This is a genomic window from Kitasatospora sp. NPDC004615, from assembly GCF_042873545.1.
Taxonomy (GTDB): Bacteria; Actinomycetota; Actinomycetes; order Streptomycetales; family Streptomycetaceae; genus Kitasatospora.
In genome coordinates this window covers 1553368-1574209 of sequence record NZ_JBIALQ010000001.1, presented here as the reverse complement: position 1 = coordinate 1574209, position 20842 = coordinate 1553368, and the positions used below count along the sequence as shown (strand labels likewise).

The window sequence follows — 20842 nt, the reverse complement described above, 5'->3', positions numbered from 1 at the left end:
ATTGCGGAATGTGGGAGCTGACGTAGTAGTGGCAGTGGCACGACGCCGTCTGGATGCGGAGCTGGTGCGGCGGAAGCTGGCCCGGTCGCGGGAGCATGCGAGCGAACTGATCGCGGCGGGCCGGGTGACGGTGGGCGGCACGGTGGCGACGAAGCCGGCCACGCAGGTGGAGACGGCGGCGGCCGTGGTGGTCGCGAAGGACGACGCGGACCCGGACTACGTGTCGCGGGGCGGCCACAAGCTGGCGGGCGCGTTCGCCGCGTTCGTCCCGCAGGGCCTGGTGGTGGAGGGCCGGCTCGCGCTGGACGCGGGGGCGTCCACCGGCGGCTTCACCGATGTGCTGCTGCGCGCGGGCGCGGCGCACGTGTTGGCGGTGGACGTCGGCTACGGGCAGCTCGCGTGGTCGCTGCAGAGCGACGAGCGGGTGACGGTGATGGACCGCACCAACGTGCGGGAGCTGACGCCGGAGCTGATCGGCGGGACGCTCGTCGACCTGGTGGTGGGCGACCTGTCGTTCATCTCGCTGGGCCTGGTGCTGCCGGCGCTGGCCGGCTGCGCGGCGCCGGACGCGGACCTGGTGCTGATGGTGAAGCCGCAGTTCGAGATCGGCAAGGACCGGCTGGGCTCGGGCGGCGTGGTGCGTTCGCCGGAGCTGCGGGCCGAGACGATCCGCCAGGTGGCGTCGCAGGCCTGGCAGTTGGGCCTGGGCGTGCGGGCGGTGACGGCGTCGCCGCTGCCGGGGCCGTCGGGGAACGTGGAGTATTTCCTGTGGCTGCGCCGGGATGCGGAGCAGCTGGATCCGGCCGACGCGGACCGGGCTGTGGCGGAGGGCCCCAAGTAGGGTACTTGGCAGGCGTCCGAGCGTTGCGCAGACTGGCATGCCACGACCGGGCCAGCAAGGTCCGGCGGGCGTAGGGAGAGGGCAGCGGGCAATGAGCGATCGTCGTACGGTCTTCCTGATCGCGCACACCGGCCGGGAGGCCGCCCTGCGCAGTGTGGAAGGGCTGGTGGACGGCCTGCTGAAGGCGGGGATCCGGATCCGGCTGCTGGAGGCGGAGGCGGTGGGCCTGGATCTGCCGGACGGGGTGGAGCTGGTGCCGGGCGGCCCGGGCGCGGCCGACGGCTGCGAGTTGATCCTGGTCGCGGGCGGGGACGGCACGCTGCTGCGGGGGGCGGAACTGGCCCGCGAATCCGGGTTGCCGATGCTCGGCATCAACCTCGGCCGGGTCGGCTTCCTCGCCGAGGCCGAGCGTGATGACCTGGCGACGGTGGTCGACCGGGTGGTGGACGCCGACTACGCCGTCGAGGAGCGGATGACCATCGACGTCCTCGTCCGCACCAACGGCGATGTGCTGCACGAGGACTGGGCACTCAACGAGGCCTCGGTGGAGAAGGCGGCACGCGAGCGGATGCTGGAGGTCGTCACCGAGGTGGACGGCCGCCCGGTGTCGAACTTCGGCTGCGACGGCGTGGTGCTTTCGACGCCCACCGGCTCCACGGCGTACGCGTTTTCTGGTGGCGGGCCGGTGGTGTGGCCGGAGGTGGAGGCGCTGCTGATGGTGCCGATCAGTGCGCACGCGCTGTTCGCCCGTCCGCTGGTGACGTCGCCGGACTCGGTGCTGGCCGTCGAGGTGCAGCCGAAAACGCCGCACGGGGTGCTGTGGTGCGACGGGCGGCGCTCGGTCGAACTCCCGGCCGGGGCACGGGTGGAGGTCCGCCGGGGCAAGACGCCGGTCCGCTTGGCGCGGCTGCACCGGGCGCCGTTCACGGACCGGCTGGTCGCGAAGTTCGCGCTGCCGGTGACAGGCTGGCGCGGGCGGTCGGGAACGGCCTGACTGCGCGACAAGCGCCAACCTGTCCGTAGGGTCGCGATCACGTGCAAGTCGTTGTCCTGCGTCGCGATCTTGCGGTTGGGTGCCTTCCGCTTCGCGCAGTTCCCCGCGCCCCTGCATTCTCGACCACCTGCTGTCAAAGGCTGCACGGCTCCGGATCCGCCGTCGCGAAGCGTTCGTTGCGGGCGAGTTCGGCGGCCTCGGTGATGCGGTGGAGGGCGTCGGGGACGTGGGTGGCGGGGAGGGTGAGGGGGAGGCGGAGGTACTCCTCGAACGCGCCGTCGATGCCGAAGCGGGCGCCGGAGGCGATGCGGACGCCGAGGCGTTCGCCGGCTCGGGCGAGGGCGGTGGCGGGGAGGCCGGGGGTGGCCACCCAGAGGGCGAGGCCGCCGGGTGGGAGGGTGAAGCGCCAGTGGGGGAAGTGCTGGGGCAGGGCGGCGGCGAAGGCTTCGGCGGTGGCGCGCAGGCCGGCGTGGCGTTCGGCGCGGACGGCGGGGAGGTGGTGGGTCAGCAGGCGGGTGGTGATCAGCTGGTCGAGGACCGGGGTGCCGAGGTCGAACAGGGCCCGGTCGGTGGCGAGTTGACGGACCAGGGACGGTTGGGCGCGCAGCCAGCCGATCCGTAGGCCGGGCCAGAGCAGTTTGCCGGCCGAGCCGACGGTGATCACCCGGGCGTCGCGGTCGAGTGCGGCAAGCGGGCGGGGCAGGTCGGAGTCGGCGACGCCCCAGCCGAGTTCGGCGCAGGTCTCGTCGGCGAGGACGGCGGTGCCGGCGGCGCGGGCGTGGGCGAGCAGGGCGCGGCGCTGGTCCTCGTCGATCAGGGCGCCGGTGGGGTTCTGGAAGTCGGGGATGGTGTAGGCGAGTTTGGGGGCGGCGCCGAGGAGCACGCGTTGCCACTGGGGGAGGTCCCAACCCGCTTGCCCGGCATGGTCGGTGGCGAACGGGACGGGTACCAGGCGGGCGCCGTGGCGGTCCAGGGCGCGCAGCGTGTTGGGGTAGCTGGGTGCTTCGACGGCGACCCGGTCGCCGCGGGTGAGCAGTGCGTGGTGGGCGAGGTGGAGGGCGCTCATCGCGCCGGTGGTGATCAGGATCTGGTCGGGGCCGGTGGGCAGGCCGCGTTCGGTGAAGCGGCGGGCGACGGCTTCGCGCAGGACGGGCAGGCCGGTCGGGTAGGTGCCGTGGCCGCAGGCGTAGGCGGGCAGCCGGTCGAGGGCGTGGGCGGCGGCCTCGGCGAGCTGGGGCGGGGCGATGGGCGCGGCGAGGCCCAGGTCGAGTTCGCTGCCGGGGCGGTCGGGGCCGAGCGGGTGCAGGGCGTCGGCGGGCGGCCGGGTGCCTTCGGGCAGGGCCGTCCAGGAGCCGGCGCCGCGCCGGGAGCGCAGGAAGCCGTCGGCGCGCAGTGCCTCGTACGCGGCGGCGACGGTGGTGCGGCTGAGCCGGAGTTCGGCGGCGAGTTCGCGTTCGGCGGGCAGCCGGGTGCCGGCCGGGAGGCGGCCGTCGGCGACCAGCCGGGAGACCCGGTCGGCGAGTGCCCGGTAGGCGGGGTGGCGGCCGTCCGCCGGGGGCAGTTGGCGGGCGAGGGCGTGCGGGGTCAGGGTGCTGTGCCACTCGGCCATCGGAAATCAGTCCACTCGGATCGGATTGGCCCTGTCGGGTGCCCTTTTGGACTGCCCATAGTGGCGTTCAGTGCCGAGGAACGGCAAGCACCGTACGAGAAGAGGTCCACCCGATGGCGGTCTCCCTGCCTTTGTTCGCCCGCTCCACCGACCTGCCCCGCCGGGTTGTCCAGCTCGCCGCCGGCCTGGTGCTGTACGGCGTCTCGATGGCCCTGGTGCTGCGCTCCTCGCTGGGCGGCAACCCGTGGGACGTCTTCCACCAGGGCCTGGCCCGGCACCTCGGCCTGAGCGTCGGCACCTGGGTGACGCTCGTCGGCGTGCTGGTGCTGCTGCTGTGGATACCGCTGCGGCAGAAACCGGGCGTCGGTACGGTCGGCAACGTGGCCGTCCTCGGCGTCGCGATGGACGCCACGTTGGCGCTGCTGCCGCACCCGCACGCGCTCGCCGCCCGGATCCCGCTGCTGGTGGCAGGCATCGTGCTGAACGCCGTGGCGACCGGCCTGTACATTGGGGCGCGGCTCGGCCCCGGCCCGCGGGACGGCCTGATGACCGGCCTGCACCGGCGCACCGGCCGTTCCGTGCGGCTGATCCGCACCGGCATCGAGTTGACCGTGCTGGCCGCCGGCATCGCCCTCGGCGGGACGTTCGGCGTCGGCACGGTCGCCTACGCGCTGGCCATCGGCCCGCTGGTGCAGTTCTTCCTGCCGCGCCTCACGGTGCCCGTTCCGGCCGCCACCTCCGGGTGAACCGGGGGGCGGTCGTCGCGCGCCGACGGTGGAACCTCGTAAGGTCGTCTCCGTGTTGGACGAGATGCGGATACGGGATCTGGGTGTCATCGACGACGCGGTGGTCGAACTCGCCCCCGGCTTCACCGCCGTCACCGGCGAGACCGGCGCCGGCAAGACCATGGTGGTGACCAGCCTCGGGCTGCTGCTCGGCGGCCGGGCCGACCCGGCGCTGGTGCGCAACGGCTCCGAGCGGGCCGTCGTCGAGGGCCGGCTGGCGCTCGACCCGGCCTCGCCGGTGGTGGCCCGGGCCCAGGAGGCGGGCGCCGAACTCGACGACGGCGAACTGCTGATCAGCCGTACCGTCTCCGCCGAGGGCCGCTCCCGGGCGCACGTCGGCGGCCGCTCGGTGCCGGTCGGGCTGCTCGCCGAGCTCGGCGAGGACCTGATCGCCGTGCACGGCCAGACCGACCAGCAGCGGCTGCTGCGCCCGTCCCGGCAGCGCGGCGCGCTCGACCGGTACGCGGGCGAGGCCGTCGCGGAGCCGCTGGCCCGCTACCGCGAGGTGTACCGCACCCTGCGCGAGGTGTCCGCGACGCTGGAGGAGCTGACCACCCGGGCCCGGGAACGCGCCCAGGAGGCCGACCTGCTGCGCTTCGGCCTGGAGGAGATCGCCGCCGCCGAACCCGTCGCCGGGGAGGACGCCGAACTGGCCGTGGAGGCCGAGCGCCTCGGCCACGCCGACGCGCTGTCCTCCGCCGCGACGCTCGCGCACACCGCGCTGGCGGGCGACCCCGCCGACCCGGAGGCCGTGGACGCCGGCACCCTGCTCGCCCAGGCCCGCCGCGCCGTGGACGCCGTCCGGCACCACGACGAGCGCCTCGCGCAGCTCGCCGACCGCCTCGGCGAGGTCGGCTACCTGCTCGCCGACGTGGCCGGCGATCTCGCCGGGTACGCCGACGACCTGGACGCCGACCCGGTGCGCCTGGCCGCCGTCGAGGACCGCCGCGCCGTCCTCGCCCACCTGGTCCGCAAGTACTCCGGCACCGAGGGCACCCTCGCCGAGGTCCTCGCCTGGGCCGAGGCCGGTTCGGTGCGGCTGCTGGAACTCGACGGCGACGACGAGCGGATCGACGAACTCGGCGCGCAGGAGACCGAGTTGCGCGCCCAGCTGGCCGACCTGGCCGCCGAGGTGTCGCACGCCCGGCACGCCGCCGCCGACAAGTTCGCCGCCGCCGTCTCCGGCGAGCTCGCCGAACTCGCCATGCCGCACGCCCGGGTGACCTTCGCGATCAGCCAGGTCGACGACCTGTCCGGCATCGAGATCGAGGGCCGCACCGTCTCCTACGGCGCGCACGGCGTGGACGAGGTCGAGGTGCTGCTCGCCCCGCACCCCGGCGCCCAGCCCCGCCCGATCGCCAAGGGCGCCTCCGGCGGCGAGCTGTCCCGCGTCATGCTGGCCGTCGAGGTGGTGTTCGCCGGCGCCGACCCGGTGCCGACCTACCTGTTCGACGAGGTCGACGCGGGCGTCGGCGGCAAGGCCGCCGTGGAGATCGGCCGCCGCCTGGCCAAGCTCGCCCGCAGCGCCCAGGTGGTGGTGGTGACCCACCTGCCGCAGGTCGCCGCGTTCGCCGACCGGCACCTGGTGGTGGAGAAGACCAACGACGGCACCGTCACCCGCAGCGGCGTGAAGACCCTCAACGACGAGGAACGGGTGCGCGAGCTGTCCCGGATGCTGGCCGGCCTGGAGGACTCCGAGCTCGGCCGGGCACACGCCGAGGAACTGCTGGCGGCCGCCCGCACCGCCCGGGGCTGACCCCGCCCCGCCCCCGCACGCGTCGCCCGGCCCGAACGGCCGGGCGACGCGCCGCAGCGGTGCCGACTGTCCAAGAGGGCGAGAGACCTGGCATCGTGGCGAGCGGAAACCAGCTGACTACGAGTCGGAGCGAAGACGACGTGGACCATTCCGCCGCCCGGGCCACCGCGGCCCCCCAGCTGCACGTGGTGCTCGTCCTGGCCGCCGCGACGGGCGGGATCGGCGCGCACGTACGCTCCCTGACGCAGGGTCTGGTCGCCCACGGGGTGACGGTCACGGTCTGCGCGCCCGAGGGCGCCGACCGCCGCTACGGGTTCTCCGCGGCCGGCGCCCGCCTGCACACCGTGGACATCACCCCCACCTCCGGGGCCCGCTCCGACGCCGTCGCGATCGGCGAGCTGCGCCGCGCCTTCACCGGCGCCGACGTCGTCCACGCGCACGGCCTGCGGGCCGGCCTGCTGTCCGACCTGGCGCTGCGCACCGCGGGCCGGTTCCCCGGCATCCGCCCGGAGACCCCGCTGGTGGTCACCTCGCACCACGCGCTGCTCTCCACCGGCCTGGACCGCCGGCTGCAACGCCTGATGGAACGCCGCGTGGTGCGGGCCGCCGACCTGGTGCTCGGCGCCTCCTCCGACCTGGTCGCCCGGGCCCGTGAACTCGGCGCCACCGACGCCCGGCTCGGCCCGGTCGCCGCCCCGCCGCTGCCGCCCGCCGACCTCGACCGCGCCGCGGCCCGGGCCGCGCTGCCCGGCATCGACGACGGCCGCCCCGTGGTGCTGGCGATCGGCCGCCTGGTCCCGCAGAAGTGCTTCTCGCTGCTGCTGGACGCGGTCCCGCACTTCGCCGCCGCCGGCGAACCGATGCCGCACGTGCTGCTGGCCGGCGACGGCCCCGAACGGCAGGCGCTGGCCGAGCGGGTGCGCGCCGAGAAGCTGCCCGTGGAGGTGCTCGGCCACCGCACCGACATCCCCGACCTGCTGGCCGCCGCCGACCTGGTGGTGCTCTCCTCCCGCTGGGAGGCCCGTTCGCTGGTCGCCCAGGAGGCGATGCGGGCCGGCGTGCCGGTGGTCGCCACCGCCGTCGGCGGCGTCCCCGAACTCGTCGGCGACGCCGCCGTCCTGGTCCCGTTCGCCGACCCGCGGGCGCTCGGCGGCGCCGTCCGTGAGCTGCTCGCCGACGACAAGCGGTGCGCCGAACTCGCGGACGCCGGCCACGCCCAGGCCCGCACCTGGCCGGACGAGGCGGCCACCGTCGCCCAGGTGCTGTCCGTCTACGACGAACTGGTGCAGCGTCAGCAGTGACGGGGTGTCAGTGCGACGACAGGTCCAGCCCGCCCGCGGCGGTCAGCCGAAGCGCCGTGTCGATCAGCGGAACGTGGCTGAACGCCTGCGGGAAGTTGCCGACCTGACGGCGCGTCCGCGAATCCCACTCCTCGGCGAGCAGCCCCAGGTCGTTGCGCAGCGCCAGCAGCCGTTCGAACAGCTCGCGGGCCTCGCCGACCCGGCCGATCATCGCCAGGTCGTCGGCCAGCCAGAACGAGCAGGCCAGGAACGCCCCTTCGTGACCTGACAGCCCGTCCACGTTCTTGGAGTTGCTGCCCTGACCATCGTCGTGTGTCGGGTACCGCAGCACGAAGCCGTCCTCGGTGGACAGTTCGCGCTGGATCGCCTCGATGGTGCCGATCACCCGCTTGTCGTCCGGCGGCAGGAAGCCGACCTGCGGGATCAGCAGCAGTGAGGCGTCCAGCTCCTTGCCGCCGTAGTACTGGGTGAAGGTGTTGCGGTCCGGGTCGTAGCCCTTGGCGCACACGTCCGCGTGGATCTCGGCGCGCAGCTTCTGCCAGCGCTCCGCCAGGCCCGGCGGCACGTGCTCCAGCTGCTCCAGCAGCTTGAGGGTGCGGTCGACGGCGACCCAGGCCATCACCTTGGAGTGCACGAAGTGCCGGCGCGGGCCGCGGACCTCCCAGATGCCCTCGTCGGGGTTGCGCCAGTGGTCCTCCAGGTACTCGATCAGGCGCAGCTGGAGCTGGTGGGCGTGGTCGTGCCGGGCCAGGCCCGACATGGTGGCCAGGTGCAGTGCCTCGACGACCTCGCCGTACACGTCGAGCTGGAGCTGTCCGGCGGCGCCGTTGCCGACCCGGACCGGGCGGGAGTCCTCGTAGCCGGGCAGCCAGTCGAGCGAGGACTCGGTGAGTTCGCGCTCCCCGGCGATGCCGTACATGATCTGCAGGTTCTCCGGGTCGCCGGCCACCGCGCGCAGCAGCCACTCGCGCCAGGCGCGGGCCTCCTCGCGGTAGCCGGTGCGCAGCAGCGAGGACAGCGTGATCGCGGCGTCCCGCAGCCAGGTGTAGCGGTAGTCCCAGTTGCGTTCGCCGCCGAGGTCCTCGGGCAGCGAGGTGGTGGGGGCGGCGACGATGCCGCCGGTCGGGGCGTAGGTGAGCGCCTTCAGGGTGATCAGCGAGCGGACCACGGCCTCCCGGTAGGGGCCCCGGTAGCGGCACTGCTCGACCCACTCGCGCCAGAACCGCTCGGTGGACTTCAGCGCGTCCTCGGCGTCCGGCGGCGCCGGGGCCGGCTCGTGCGAGGCCTTCCAGGTCAGCCCGAAGGCGATCCGCTCACCCTCGGTGACGGTGAAGTCGGCGTACGTGGTCAGGTCGCGGCCGTAGGTCTCGGCCCGGCCGTCCAGCCACACCGAGTCGGGGCCGGCCACCGCGACGGTGCGGTGCCCGCCGCCGGGCTGCTCCACCCGGTGCACCCAGGGCACGATCCGGCCGTAGCTGAACCGCATCCGCACCGCAGAGCGCATCCGGACGGTGCCGGCCAGGCCCTCCACGATGCGGATCATCTGCGGCACGTCGGGGGTGCCGAGCAGGTGCCGCGGCGGCATGAAATCGATCACCCGGACGGTGCCGCCCTGGGTGTCCCACTCCTGCTCCAGGATCAGCGAGTCGCCCCGGTAGCGGCGCCGGTCGCAGGGCAGCGCGGGTGCGGCGGCGGTCACCGGCGGGACGGGCGGCTCGGCGGCGTCCAGCAGGCCCCGGCTCGGCGGGGTGGCGGCGGGCGGCGGCTCGACGGGCAGCGCCGGGCCGATCCGCCAGAACCCGTGCTCGTCGGTGCCGAGCAGTCCCGCGAACACCGCGGGCGAGTCGAACCGCGGCAGGCACAGCCAGTCGACGGCGCCGTCGTGGCGGACCAGCGCGGCCGTCTGCATGTCCCCGATGAGCGCGTAGTCCTCGATGCGACCGGCCATGGCTCTCCGTTCCCAGCGGCCCAGCGTGCCCCGGCGGCGGCGGTGCGCATGGGTCGGGGGTCGGGCGAGGATGTCGACGTTTGAGCAGAATACGATGATTCGGGTGTTTCGGGCGCGTCCGGATTCCCCCGCCCGCCTGCCCGCACCTCGTGCGCCGCATGCCCTCCAGGCCCTTTCCCGACCCCCCGGGCGACCCGTCCGGACGACCCGCCGTGGCCCCGTCCACCCGGACGCGGGCGAGCACTCGCCGGGGCACTGATACGCTGGTATCCCGTGGAACTGGTGGGAACGAGGGCCGGGTAGCCCCTCCACCGGCGTCACTCTCCGACACGACACCCCACGGGAGCCCCCTCTTGGCACAGCCCCATTCCGGCAAGTCGGCCAACGGCCGCGCCGTGACGACCAAGCACCTCTTCGTCACCGGGGGTGTCGCCTCTTCGCTCGGCAAGGGCCTCACCGCCTCGAGCCTCGGCGCGCTTCTCAAGGCCCGCGGCCTGCGCGTGACGATGCAGAAGCTCGACCCCTACCTCAACGTGGACCCGGGCACCATGAACCCGTTCCAGCACGGTGAGGTCTTCGTCACCGACGACGGCGCCGAGACCGACCTCGACATCGGTCACTACGAGCGCTTCCTCGACACCAACCTGCACGGCTCGGCGAACGTCACCACCGGCCAGGTCTACTCCACCGTGATCGCCAAGGAGCGGCGCGGCGAGTACCTCGGCGACACCGTCCAGGTCATCCCGCACATCACCAACGAGATCAAGTCCCGGATCCGCCGGATGGCGACCGAGGACGTCGACGTGGTCATCACCGAGGTCGGCGGCACCGTCGGCGACATCGAGTCGCTGCCGTTCCTGGAGGCCGTCCGCCAGGTCCGCCACGAGGTCGGCCGCGACAACGTCTTCTTCGTGCACGTGTCGCTGCTGCCCTACATCGGCCCGTCCGGCGAGCTCAAGACCAAGCCCACCCAGCACTCGGTGGCCGCGCTGCGCAACATCGGCATCCAGCCCGACGCGATCGTGCTGCGCGCCGACCGCGAGGTGCCGCAGGCCATCAAGCGCAAGATCTCGCTGATGTGCGACGTCGACGAAGAGGCCGTGGTCGCCGCGATCGACGCCAAGTCGATCTACGACATCCCCAAGGTGCTGCACGCCGAGAACCTGGACGCCTACGTGGTGCGCCGCCTCGACCTGCCGTTCCGCGACGTCGACTGGACCACCTGGGACGACCTGCTGCGCCGCGTCCACGAGCCGCAGCACGTGGTCAAGGTCGCCCTGGTCGGCAAGTACATCGACCTGCCGGACGCCTACCTGTCGGTGACCGAGGCGCTGCGCGCCGGCGGCTTCGCCAACAACGCCCGGGTCGAGATCAAGTGGGTCACCTCCGACGACTGCGAGACCCCCGAGGGTGCGCAGCAGCAGCTCGGTGACGTCGACGCGATCTGCATCCCCGGCGGGTTCGGCGACCGCGGTGTCACCGGCAAGGTCGGCGCGATCACCTTCGGCCGCGAGAACAAGATCCCGCTGCTCGGCCTGTGCCTGGGCCTGCAGTGCGTGGTCATCGAGGCCGCCCGCAACCTGGCCGGCCTGCCCGAGGCGAACTCCACCGAGTTCGACCCGGCCGCCAAGCACCCGGTCGTCTCCACCATGGCCGAGCAGCTCGCCATCGTCGACGGCAAGGGCGACCTGGGCGGCACCATGCGCCTGGGCCTGTACCCGGCGAAGCTCGCCGAGGGCTCCATCGTGCGTGAGGTGTACGGCGGCGAGCAGTACGTCGAGGAGCGCCACCGCCACCGCTACGAGGTCAACAACGCCTACCGCGCGGACCTGGAGAAGACCGGCCTGCAGTTCTCCGGCCTCTCCCCGAAGGGTGACCTGGTCGAGTACGTCGAGTACCCGCGCGAGGTCCACCCCTACCTGGTCGCCACCCAGGCCCACCCCGAGCTGAAGTCCCGCCCGACCCGGCCGCACCCGCTGTTCGCGGGCCTGGTCGCCGCGGCGATCGACCGCAAGGTCGGCTGACGCTTCCGTTTTTGAGGCCGTGCTGTTCTGAGGCCGCCCGTCCCGGAGTTCGCTCCGGGACGGGCGGCCTCGGCGTGTCGGGGCTTCGGCTCCGCTAGATTGGTCCTTTGTGTCTGACTGACGAGAAGGGGCGGTGTTCGGTGACCGGAATGCGCGACGTGGCCGAGGAATGGGACGTCCGGGACGGGCACACGCCCTTCCAGGGCCGGATGACGGGCATGCGCTCCGAGCAGGTGCGGATGCCCGACGGCAAATGGGCCCAGCGCGACTACCAGCTCCACCCCGGCTCGGTGGCCGTCCTCGCCGTCGACGAACAGGCCCGCGTCCTCGTCCTGCGCCAGTACCGGCACCCCGTCCGGCACCGGCTCTGGGAACTCCCCGCCGGGCTGCTGGACGTCCCCGGCGAGAACCCGCTGCACGCGGCGCAGCGGGAGCTGTTCGAGGAGGCGTACTGCAAGGCGGGGAACTGGCGCCTACTGGTCGACTTCTACACCTCGCCCGGCGGCAGCAACGAGGCGCTGCGGCTGTTCCTCGCCACCGACCTCTCCGAGGCCGAAGGGGACCGCTACGCGGCCCACGGCGAGGAGCTGGAACTCGAGTCCGCGTGGGTCCCGCTGGAGCAGCTGCTCGACCTGGTCCTGGCCGGCGAACTCCACAACCCCACCCTCGTCACCGGCACCCTCGCCCTCCACACGGCCCTGACGCGCGGCGGCATCGACGCCCTCCGTCCGGCGGACGCGCCCTGGCCGGCCCGGCCGTTCTGAGACGCCGCTCCGCGATGGTGGGGGCTTCAAAGGGATGCCGGGTCGCCCACCTGCGCCCGCCCCGCTTCGCGGGCCCACCCGGCACCCGGCAGAACTGAAGGGGTGCGGGGTCGCTCGCCGGCGCTCCGGGCCCGGCCGGCACCCGGCAGAACTGAAGGGGTGCGGGGTCGCTCGCCGGCGCTCCGGGCCCAGCCGGCACCCGGCAGAACCCCACGATGCGGGGCGTTCTGAGTGCGCGCTCCGGGCCCAGCCGGCACCCTGCAGAACTAAAGGGGTGCGGGGTCGCTCGCCGGCGCCCCGGGCCCAGCCGGCACCCGGCAGGACCCCACGGGGTGGGGGTCGGGAGCGCGTCCACACTGCCCGTTGCGTCCCGTGCGGCTTGTGTGGCCGGGTTGGGCCGGGGGGGTGGTGTGGGGGTTGGTGGGACCGGGGTGTCCGGGTAGGGCGGGGTGGTCGAACTACGCTTCGCGGACAGGGCCCGGTGTGCGGGTCCGGGGGGCTGGGCGACGGGTCGGGAGTGGCGCGGGTGGCGAGGGATGCGGCGGCGGTGGCCGAGGCGACCGGAATCTTCGACGCGTTGCCTGCGGGCGCCCGGCCGTTCGGGGGGCGTACGGCGGAACTCGCGGCGCTGAGGGTGGCCGCGGGCCGGCCCGCCTCGGGGCGGGGGCGGTTGCTGGTGCTGGCGGGGCGGCCGGGGTCGGGCCGGACCGCGTTGGCCGTGGAGTGGGCGCGAAGCGTGGCAGGGGAGTACCCGGACGGGTTGCTCTACGCGCGGATGTCGGCGCCGGACGGGACGCGGGTGGGGGCGGGGCGGGCCGCGAGAAGGCTGCTGGAGCAGCTCGGTGAGCGGCCGGGTCTGGCGTTGCTGCCGGGGGCGGCCGAGGAGGATCCGGCGTGCGAGGCGCTGCGCGAGGCGTTGACGTCGCGGCGGGCGTTGCTGTTGCTGGACGACGTGCGGGACACCGGGCAGGTGTGGCCGCTGCTCGCCGAGAAGACCGAGTCGGTGGTGCTGGCCACCACCTCGGGGCCGTTGACCGGTATCGAGGGTATCGATCCGGTGATCCTGGGCGGCCTGGAGCACCGGGTCACGCTCGAGTTGCTGTCCGAGCTGGTCGGCGGTACCCGGATCTCCTGCGACCCGGTGGGCGCGGCCGATCTCGCGGAGGCGTGTGCGAATCGTCCGGCCGCGCTGCGGCTGGCGGCGGGCTGGTTGCGGACGGAGCCGAGGCTGGCCGTCACGGAGGCGGCGGCCCGGTTGCGTCGTCCGCCGGAGCAGGTGCGGGAGCGCTCCCGCGCGGAGGGGGCGGAGCAGTCGGACACCGTGCCGGTGGTGGAGGGCGATCCGCTGCGGGGGGCGTTCGAGCCCGCGTACCGGCGCCTTCCGGCGGCCCGGGCCAGGCTGTTGCGGCTGTGCACGCTGGCGCCCGGCCAGCAGGTCGACCTGCGGACCGCGTCGGCGTTGATGGGCTGCCCGGCGCCGGAGGCCGGGACGCATCTGGCGGCGCTGGCCGAGCTGGAACTGATGGAGCGGGAGCCGGCGGCCGCGGACGGCACGGAGCGCTACCGGGTGCCGGGGCGGCTGTACGGGCGGCTGGTGGAGCTGCGGACCGAGATCGACCGGCCGTCCGAGCTGGAGCTGGCCCGGGCCCGGCTGCTGGAGCGGCTGGTGCGGCTGGTCGATTCGGCGCGGCTGCTGCTGGATCCGGCGGCCGGGCCGAACCCGGACCCGCTGCCGGGGCCGCTGCGGCTGCGTTCGGCCGCGCACGCCGGGCAGTGGCTGCTGGGGGAGCGTGAGCAACTTCTCACCGCCGTCGCGGACGCCGTCGGCCAGGGCGACCTGGACGGCAGCGCGGGCCGGCTGGTGGCGGCGCTGCTGCGCACGCTGCCGCTGACCGGGGAGGCCGCGCCGGCCGATCTGCACGCGCTGCACGAGTCGGTGCTGAAGGTCGCCGAGCGGCAGCGCGCCCCGCGCCGGGCCGCCGCCGCGCTGCTCAACCTCGCCGAGCTGCAGGCGGAGGCGAACCGCTGGGAGCAGGCCGCGGAGCGCTACCGCCGGGCCGTGGAGCTGTCCCGGGGAGCCGGGGACGAGGACGGCTGTGCCCGCGCGCTGGAGGGCGTCGGCCACTGCCACCGGGCGCTCGGCGATCCGCTGCGGGCCGCCGACGCGTACGGGCGGGCGCTGGTGTTGCGGCAGGCGGTCGGCGACCCGGTCGCGGAGGCGCGGCTGCTGGTGCGGCTGGCGGAGGCGCACACGGCGCTGCGGCGCTTCGAGGAGGCGCTGCGCGAGTACCGCTCGGCGGCGGCGGTGCTGCGCCGGACCGGCGACGCGCAGGGCGAGGAGCGGGTCGCGGCGCTGGCCGATCGCCTGCGGCGGCACCTGGGCCAGGAGGGGCTTCGTCCGCTTTCGGAGTAGTGTCTTGAGTGCGGAGTTCATCCCGCAATGTGGCCCAAGAAAGCACGGAAGCCTACGAATCTGCCAACGAGTCGAGCTGATTTGTTCGCTTTGGAAGGCTGACACGCTGCCTGGGCTTCATTACACTCGAACTCAGTCGCGCATGGATCTATGCACCGGTTGCCCCCGTTGTGCTCATCGTGTGCGGCAACCCGCCGGTCTTCCCCCGGTAGGAATCCCCATGCAAGAGGACGTGTTAGCCCGTGAAGGTCGGCATCCCCCGCGAGGTCAAGAACCACGAGTACCGCGTGGCCATCACGCCTGCCGGTGTGCATGAGCTGGTCCGCAACGGACACGAGGTCGTCATCGAGGACAACGCCGGTGTCGGCTCCTCGATCCCCAACGAGGAGTACGTGGCCGCCGGTGCGACCATCCTCCCCACCGCCGACGAGGTGTGGGCCGCGGCCGACATGATCCTCAAGGTGAAGGAGCCCATCGCGTCGGAGTACCACCGACTGCGCAAGGGCCAGACCCTCTTCACCTACCTGCACCTGGCGGCCGACCGCCCGGGCACGGACGCGCTGCTCGCCTCCGGCACCACCGCCATCGCGTACGAGACCGTGCAGCTGGCGAACGGCGCCCTGCCGCTGCTGGCCCCGATGTCCGAGGTCGCGGGCCGCCTGGCCCCGCAGGTCGGCTCGTACCACCTGATGCGTCCGGCCGGCGGCCGCGGCACCCTGCCCGGTGGCGTGCCCGGCACCCACTCGGCCAAGGCCGTCGTCATCGGCGGTGGCGTCTCCGGCTGGCACGCGGCCACCATCGCCATCGGCATGGGCTACGACGTGACCCTGCTGGACCGCGACATCAACAAGCTGCGCGAGGCCGACAAGATCTTCGGCAACAAGATCAAGGCCATCGTCTCCAACTCGTTCGAGCTGGAGAAGGCCGTCGTCGAGGCCGACCTGGTCATCGGCGCCGTGCTGATCCCGGGCGCCAAGGCCCCGAAGCTGGTCACCAACGAGCTGGTCTCCCGCATGAAGCCGGGCTCCGTGCTCGTCGACATCGCCATCGACCAGGGCGGCTGCTTCGAGGACTCGCACCCCACCACGCACGCCGAGCCGACCTTCCAGGTCCACAACTCGGTCTTCTACTGCGTGGCGAACATGCCGGGCGCCGTCCCGAACACCTCCACCTACGCCCTCACCAACGCCACCCTGCCGTACGTGGTGGAGCTGGCGAACCGTGGCTGGAAGGACGCGCTGCGCCGCGACGCCGCGCTCGCCAAGGGCCTGAACGTGCACGAGGGCCAGATCACCTTCCCGGCCGTCGCCGAGGCCTTCGGCCTGGAGTCGGTCTCGCTGGAGAGCGTCCTCGCCTGACGTCCCGCACCTGCTGTCGCCCCCGGCCGTCCTTCCTTCGGTCCGGGGGCTTCGGCATGCCCGCGGCCGGCCCGGGGGGTTCCGCCGAGGTGTTCGGCGGTGTCCAGAGGTGTCCGGGCGTGTCCACGGTCGGTCAATTCCGGTGCGGTTTGTCACCCGCTCTGTCGACAAGACCACCTGACGGCCCCTCATGGCCCCCCGCCTGCGCGGAAACGTTAGGCTCGTCTCTTGACACGGGGTGGGTGGGTGGCCGACACAACGTGCCCACTACCGTGGATTGTGTTGCTGCGAATGCCCGAAACGGCCTAGAGTCGCAAACCGTTGGCATGCTGCCACGCTGACGAATCGACATAGAGTCCTGGATGGCCAAGGAGGTAAGACGACTTGTGAATGAGTCGACATTTGCTCCCGGGGGTGGTCAGCCAGGACTGGCGGAGCTCTCCGCCGGGCAGCCGAACGAGGAAGCCCGGCACGCCACGGTGGGTGCGCAGGAGGTCGGCTCGGTCGCGGTCCGCACCTTCGAGGCCCGCCAGAGCGCGGCGACTGCCGTCACCGACTACGACGCCGACTTCGCGGCGTACGGACTCGCGTACAACGAGCTCGGCTACGGGCCCTACGACGACCCCGACGCCGAGTACGAGCCCGACCCCGAGTACGCGGCCACCCTGGCCCCCGACGCGGCCCGCCAGCGCCGCGAGCGGGTCGGACCGACCGGCCGCCCGCTGCCGTACTTCCCGATCCCCGCGCCGGTCGCCGAGCATGGCCCCGCGCAGATCATCGCGATGTGCAACCAGAAGGGCGGAGTCGGCAAGACCACCTCCACCATCAACCTGGGCGCCGCACTCGCCGAGTACGGCCGCCGGGTCCTGCTGGTGGACTTCGACCCGCAGGGCGCGCTCTCCGTCGGCCTCGGCGTCAACCCGATGGAACTCGACGTCACGGTCTACAACCTGCTCATGGAGCGGGGCCTGACGGCCGATGAGGTCCTGCTGAAGACCGCCATCCCCGGCATGGACCTGCTGCCGTCCAACATCGACCTGTCCGCCGCCGAGGTGCAGCTGGTCAGCGAGGTCGCCCGCGAGTCCGCGCTGGCCCGCGCGCTCAAGCCGCTGCTGCCCGACTACGACTACGTCATCATCGACTGCCAGCCCTCGCTGGGCCTGCTGACGGTCAATGCCCTGACGGCCGCTCACAGCGTCATCGTGCCGCTGGAGTGCGAGTTCTTCGCGCTGCGCGGCGTCGCGCTGCTCACCGAGACCATCGAGAAGGTCTGCGAGCGGCTCAACCCCGAACTGCGCCTGGACGGCATCCTCGCCACCATGTACGACTCCCGCACCGTGCACTCGCGCGAGGTGCTGGCCCGGGTCGTCGAGGCGTTCGGCGAGCACGTCTTCCACACCGTCATCGGACGGACCGTCAGGTTCCCCGAGACCACCGTGGCCGGTGAGCCGATCACCACCTACGCCACCAACTCGGTCGGCGCGGCCGCGTACCGTCAGCTCGCCAGGGAGGTGCTCGACCGGTGCCGCCCCGTCGAGTGAGCCTCCCGGGGGCCGACGAACTGTTCCGGTCCACGGGCGGAATGGCTCTGTCGCCCTCGCTCGCGCGAAACGGTTCCGGCGGCGGGCCTGCCAACGGCGGGCCCTCCAAAGGCGGGCCTGCCGGGGCACAGGAGCCCTCGAAGGACGGTCAGGGCGCTCCCGTGGCGGGCCGCACCGCGGACGTCCCGGGCGCCCGGCCGGAGCCCCCTGCCGGCCCTGCGGGGCGCGCGGAGGACCCCGCCGAGGCGGCGCGGCGGGCGGCGACCACGACGGTGCGCGGACGCGGACGGGCCCGGCGCCCGTCCGGGCGGGAACGGCACGACGAGAAGATCACCGTGTACGTCTCCGCCGAGGAACTGATGGACCTGGAGCACGCGCGACTGGTGCTGCGCGGTGAGCACGGTCTGGCGGTCGATCGTGGGCGGGTGGTGCGCGAGGCGATCTCGGTGGTGCTCGCGGATCTGGAGCAGCGGGGCGAGGCGTCGATTCTGGTTCGGCGGCTTCGGGGGCGTTAGCTGCTGCTCGGGGCGCGTCCACGTGCAGGTCATTGTGGTGGGACGCGATCCTGCGGACAGGTGCGTTCCCCTTCGCGCAGTTCTCCCCCAGCCCTGGCGGGCTGGGAGGTGCCCCCACGCGGCCCCTGTTTTGGCACCCACCTGCGCCCCGGTTTCACGCTCGGATGCCTCAAAGGCTTTCTGCCAGAATGGGACGTTATGTTCCAGGTCCGGTTGGAGAACTTCGAGGGGCCGTTCGACCTGCTGCTCGGGCTGATCGCGAAGCACAGGATGGACGTCACCGAGGTGGCGTTGTCGAAGGTCACGGACGAGTTCGTGGCACACATCCGGGCGATGGGGCCGGAGTGGGACCTGGATGCGGCGACCGAGTTCCTGGTGGTGGCGTCGACGCTGCTGGATCTGAAGGCGGCGCGGTTGTTGCCGGCGGCGGAGGTCGAGGACGAGGAGGACCTGGCGCTGCTGGAGGCGCGGGACCTGCTGTTCGCGCGGCTGTTGCAGTACCGGGCGTACAAGGAAGTGGCGGGGCTGTTCGCGGAGCGGTGGGCGGCGGAGGCGTCGCGGCGGCCGCGGGCGGTGGGGCTGGAGCCGCACCATGCGCAGTTGTTGCCCGAGGTGGTGCTGACGGTCGGGCTGGAGCGGTTCGCGCAGCTGGCCGCGAAGGCGTTCCTGCCGAAGCCGAAGCCGGTGGTGTACGTGGATCACATCCACATGCCGCCGGTGAGCGTGCGGGAGCAGGCGGCGCTGGTGGTGGAGCGGTTGAGCGCGCTGGGGGAGGCGACGTTCGCGCGGCTGGTCGAGGACGCGGACAACGAGCTGGTGGTGGTGGCCCGGTTCCTGGCGCTGCTGGAGCTGTACCGGGAGAAGGTGCTGGCGTTCGAGCAGCCGCAGGCTCTGGAGGAGCTGGTGGTGCGCTGGGTCGCCGAGGGGGACCGGACGGTCGAGGTGACCGACGAGTTCGACCGCCCGGCGGGCGGGGAAGGCGGCGTTCGATGACGGAGCGGCGGCCGCGGCGGGCGCTCGGCCTGCCCGGGCAGGCCCGGCCGGGCGAGTGGCAGGAGCCGGTGCACCGGGACGGCGGGCCCGCGGCCGGGGTGCCGTTGCGGGCGGCGCTGGAGGCGGTGCTGATGGTGGCCGACGAGCCGGTGGCGGAGGCGCACCTGGCCTCGGTGCTGGACGCGTCCAGCGGTGAAGTGGCCGCTGTGCTGCGGGAGTTGGCGGCAGAGTACACGGCACAGGGGCGCGGTTTCGAGCTGCGGCAGGTGGCCGGCGGGTGGCGGTTCTACAGCCGTGCGGAGTGCGCGGCGGCGGTGGACCGGTTCGTTCTGGACGGGCAGCAGGCCCGGCTGACGCAGGCCGCGCTGGAGACGCTGGCGGTGGTGGCGTACCGGCAGCCGGTGTCGCGCGGGCGGGTTTCCGCGGTCCGTGGTGTGAACTGCGACGGCGTGATGCGTACCCTGGTACAGCGAGGACTGGTCGAAGAAGCCGGCACCGAGCCCGAAACCGGAGCGATCCTGTATCGGACGACGAACTACTTCCTGGAACGGATGGGGCTGCGCGGCCTGGACGAGCTGCCGGAGCTCGCGCCCTTCCTGCCCGAGGTCGACGACGTGGAAGCGGAGTCCCTGGAGGGCACGATGATCGCGCAGGCGGTCGCCGCCGCACAGGAGGGGCCGAACCAGGCCGACCGGACCCAGACGGATACGACGTACGGACATTTTGATGCGTAGCAGTGGCAACGGCAGGAACAGCGGCGGCGGTCAGGGCCGGGGCGGACAGGGCGGCCGGGGCGGCCAGCAGGGCGGCGGCCGCGGCGGGTCGTCCTACGGCCAGGGCGGCGGCCAGGGTCGCGGTGGGTCGTCCTACGGCCAGGGCGGCGGACAGGGCCGCGGCGGGCAGTCCCGCGGCGGCTCGGGCTCCTATGGTGGCGGCTCGGGCTCGTACGGGGGCTCGTCGCGCGGTGGCAGCGGGCGCGAGGAGCGTCGCTACCCGGACCGGCCGCTGCGGCCGGAGGAGCGCAAGTACGACCGCCCCGAGTACGGCGGCGGCCCGAACGCGACGCCCTCGTACAGCGCCTACGGTTCGCGCAAGCCCGGGGCGGCGCCCCGGCCGCGCCGGGACGGGCAGGGCGCGCCCGGCGACCCGCGGCGCCAGCCGCAGCGTTCGCGCGAGCTGCAGGGCCGGATCGAGGACCGGGTGCTGGCCCGGCACGAGGGCCCCGGCAAGCAGGTCGGCGAAGAGGGCGAGCGCCTGCAGAAGGTGCTGGCGCGGGCCGGCATGGGCAGCCGTCGGGCCTGCGAGGAGCTGATCGCGCAGGGCCGGGTCGAGGTCAACGGCAAGCTCGTCGTCGAGCAGGGCCTGCGGGTCGACCCGATGAAGGACGAGATCAAGGTCGACGGTCTGACCGTCGCCACTCAGTCCTACCTGTTCTTCGCGCTGAACAAGCCGGCCGGCGTCGTCTCCACCATGGAGGACCCGGAGGGCCGGCAGTGCCTGGGCGACTACGTGACCAACCGGGAGACCCGGCTGTTCCACGTCGGCCGCCTGGACACCGAGACCGAGGGCCTCATCCTGCTCACCAACCACGGTGAGCTGGCCCACCGCCTGACCCACCCCAAGTACGGCGTCACCAAGACGTACCTGGCGGCCATCCAGGGCCCGATCCCGCGCGACCTGGGCAAGCAGCTCGCCAAGGGTGTGGAGCTGGAGGACGGCTGGGCGCGGGCCGACAGCTTCAAGGTGATCTCCAACGTCGGCAAGAACTACCTGGTCGAGGTGACCCTGCACGAGGGCCGCAAGCACATCGTGCGTCGCCTGCTGGCCGAGGTCGGCTTCCCGGTGGAGAAGCTGGTGCGCACCGCCTTCGGGCCGATCTCGCTCGGCGACCAGAAGTCGGGCTGGCTGCGCCGGCTGACCAACCCCGAGGTGGGTGCCCTGATGAACGAGGTCGGGCTGTAGCAGCCCGCTCTGGAAGCCCGTTCGCCGTACGGCGGGCG

The 20842-nt window shown here is 73.3% G+C and carries 16 protein-coding genes; 14 read left to right on the top strand and 2 right to left on the bottom strand.

The genetic code is table 11. The annotated features are described in order from the left end of the window. Positions 1-34 precede the first annotated feature (34 nt). A complete protein-coding gene (locus ACFYS8_RS06915) occupies positions 35-841 on the top strand; it encodes a TlyA family RNA methyltransferase (RefSeq protein WP_387636728.1) in 807 nt (268 codons plus the stop codon). 91 nt (positions 842-932) lie between these two features. Beyond that, positions 933-1835: an NAD kinase gene (locus tag ACFYS8_RS06910; protein WP_387636726.1), complete on the top strand. Its 903-nt coding sequence runs from the start codon at positions 933-935 to the stop codon at positions 1833-1835. Between the two features lie 133 nt (positions 1836-1968). Here ACFYS8_RS06910 and ACFYS8_RS06905 read toward each other — a convergent pair whose 3' ends face one another. Next, positions 1969-3444 carry a PLP-dependent aminotransferase family protein gene (locus ACFYS8_RS06905; protein WP_387636724.1) on the bottom strand — a complete coding sequence of 492 codons (1476 nt, stop codon included), beginning with the start codon at positions 3442-3444 and terminating at the stop codon, positions 1969-1971. A 113-nt stretch (positions 3445-3557) separates the two neighbouring features. On the opposite strand from ACFYS8_RS06905, the gene ACFYS8_RS06900 reads away from it, so the two are divergent. The 3 genes from ACFYS8_RS06900 to ACFYS8_RS06890 all read left to right on the top strand — a co-directional run bounded on the left by ACFYS8_RS06900 (position 3558) and on the right by ACFYS8_RS06890 (position 7286). Then, positions 3558-4190: a YitT family protein gene (locus tag ACFYS8_RS06900; RefSeq protein ID WP_387636722.1), complete on the top strand. Its 633-nt coding sequence runs from the start codon at positions 3558-3560 to the stop codon at positions 4188-4190. Positions 4191-4254: 64 nt separating this feature from the next. Continuing rightward, on the top strand, positions 4255-5985 hold the full coding sequence (gene recN, locus ACFYS8_RS06895; RefSeq protein ID WP_387636894.1) for a DNA repair protein RecN: 1731 nt from the start codon (positions 4255-4257) through the stop codon (positions 5983-5985). Positions 5986-6125: 140 nt separating this feature from the next. Further along, a complete protein-coding gene (locus ACFYS8_RS06890; protein ID WP_387636719.1) occupies positions 6126-7286 on the top strand; it encodes a glycosyltransferase family 4 protein in 1161 nt (386 codons plus the stop codon). 7 nt (positions 7287-7293) lie between these two features. Here the strand turns inward: ACFYS8_RS06890 and ACFYS8_RS06885 are convergent, their stop codons facing one another. After that, a complete protein-coding gene (locus ACFYS8_RS06885; protein ID WP_387636716.1) occupies positions 7294-9234 on the bottom strand; it encodes a glycoside hydrolase family 15 protein in 1941 nt (646 codons plus the stop codon). 353 nt (positions 9235-9587) lie between these two features. Here ACFYS8_RS06885 and ACFYS8_RS06880 point away from each other — a divergent pair, with 353 nt between their 5' ends. The 9 genes from ACFYS8_RS06880 (at position 9588) to ACFYS8_RS06840 (ending at position 20804) form a co-directional block, all read left to right on the top strand. Then, positions 9588-11258, top strand: coding sequence for a CTP synthase (locus tag ACFYS8_RS06880; RefSeq protein WP_387636714.1), 1671 nt, complete (start codon positions 9588-9590; stop codon positions 11256-11258). Positions 11259-11407: 149 nt separating this feature from the next. Further along, complete coding sequence (locus tag ACFYS8_RS06875; protein ID WP_387636891.1) at positions 11408-12022, top strand: NUDIX domain-containing protein; 615 nt, start codon at positions 11408-11410, stop codon at positions 12020-12022. A 526-nt stretch (positions 12023-12548) separates the two neighbouring features. Next, positions 12549-14435 (top strand): tetratricopeptide repeat protein, encoded by a 1887-nt coding sequence (locus tag ACFYS8_RS06870; protein ID WP_387636712.1) that lies wholly within the window; start codon positions 12549-12551, stop codon positions 14433-14435. Between the two features lie 242 nt (positions 14436-14677). Beyond that, positions 14678-15793: an alanine dehydrogenase gene (ald, locus tag ACFYS8_RS06865; RefSeq protein WP_043910240.1), complete on the top strand. Its 1116-nt coding sequence runs from the start codon at positions 14678-14680 to the stop codon at positions 15791-15793. A 479-nt stretch (positions 15794-16272) separates the two neighbouring features. Next, positions 16273-17334 (top strand): ParA family protein, encoded by a 1062-nt coding sequence (locus tag ACFYS8_RS06860; RefSeq protein WP_387636889.1) that lies wholly within the window; start codon positions 16273-16275, stop codon positions 17332-17334. A gap of 41 nt (positions 17335-17375) precedes the next feature. Beyond that, complete coding sequence (locus tag ACFYS8_RS06855; protein WP_387636710.1) at positions 17376-17849, top strand: hypothetical protein; 474 nt, start codon at positions 17376-17378, stop codon at positions 17847-17849. A 198-nt stretch (positions 17850-18047) separates the two neighbouring features. Further along, on the top strand, positions 18048-18842 hold the full coding sequence (locus tag ACFYS8_RS06850) for a segregation and condensation protein A (RefSeq protein WP_387636707.1): 795 nt from the start codon (positions 18048-18050) through the stop codon (positions 18840-18842). Beyond that, positions 18839-19576 (top strand): SMC-Scp complex subunit ScpB, encoded by a 738-nt coding sequence (gene scpB, locus ACFYS8_RS06845; RefSeq protein WP_387636705.1) that lies wholly within the window; start codon positions 18839-18841, stop codon positions 19574-19576. The genes ACFYS8_RS06850 and scpB overlap by 4 nt, the downstream gene beginning before the upstream one ends. After that, complete coding sequence (locus tag ACFYS8_RS06840; protein ID WP_387636702.1) at positions 19569-20804, top strand: pseudouridine synthase; 1236 nt, start codon at positions 19569-19571, stop codon at positions 20802-20804. Before scpB ends, ACFYS8_RS06840 begins: the two co-directional genes overlap by 8 nt. Positions 20805-20842: the final 38 nt, after the last annotated feature.

Bases quoted from the DNA above. Each gene is read 5' to 3' on its own strand.
- ACFYS8_RS06910 (WP_387636726.1), top strand. From the start codon at position 933: ATGAGCGATCGTCGTACGGTCTTCCTGATCGCGCACACCGGCCGGGAG.
- ACFYS8_RS06900 (WP_387636722.1), top strand. From the start codon at position 3,558: ATGGCGGTCTCCCTGCCTTTGTTCGCCCGCTCCACCGACCTGCCCCGC.
- scpB (WP_387636705.1), top strand. From the start codon at position 18,839: ATGACGGAGCGGCGGCCGCGGCGGGCGCTCGGCCTGCCCGGGCAGGCC.
- ACFYS8_RS06855 (WP_387636710.1), top strand. From the start codon at position 17,376: ATGGCTCTGTCGCCCTCGCTCGCGCGAAACGGTTCCGGCGGCGGGCCT.
- ACFYS8_RS06885 (WP_387636716.1), bottom strand. From the start codon at position 9,234: ATGGCCGGTCGCATCGAGGACTACGCGCTCATCGGGGACATGCAGACG.
- recN (WP_387636894.1), top strand. From the start codon at position 4,255: ATGCGGATACGGGATCTGGGTGTCATCGACGACGCGGTGGTCGAACTC.
- ACFYS8_RS06850 (WP_387636707.1), top strand. From the start codon at position 18,048: ATGTTCCAGGTCCGGTTGGAGAACTTCGAGGGGCCGTTCGACCTGCTG.
- ACFYS8_RS06840 (WP_387636702.1), top strand. From the start codon at position 19,569: ATGCGTAGCAGTGGCAACGGCAGGAACAGCGGCGGCGGTCAGGGCCGG.
- ACFYS8_RS06905 (WP_387636724.1), bottom strand. From the start codon at position 3,444: ATGGCCGAGTGGCACAGCACCCTGACCCCGCACGCCCTCGCCCGCCAA.
- ACFYS8_RS06875 (WP_387636891.1), top strand. From the start codon at position 11,408: ATGCGCGACGTGGCCGAGGAATGGGACGTCCGGGACGGGCACACGCCC.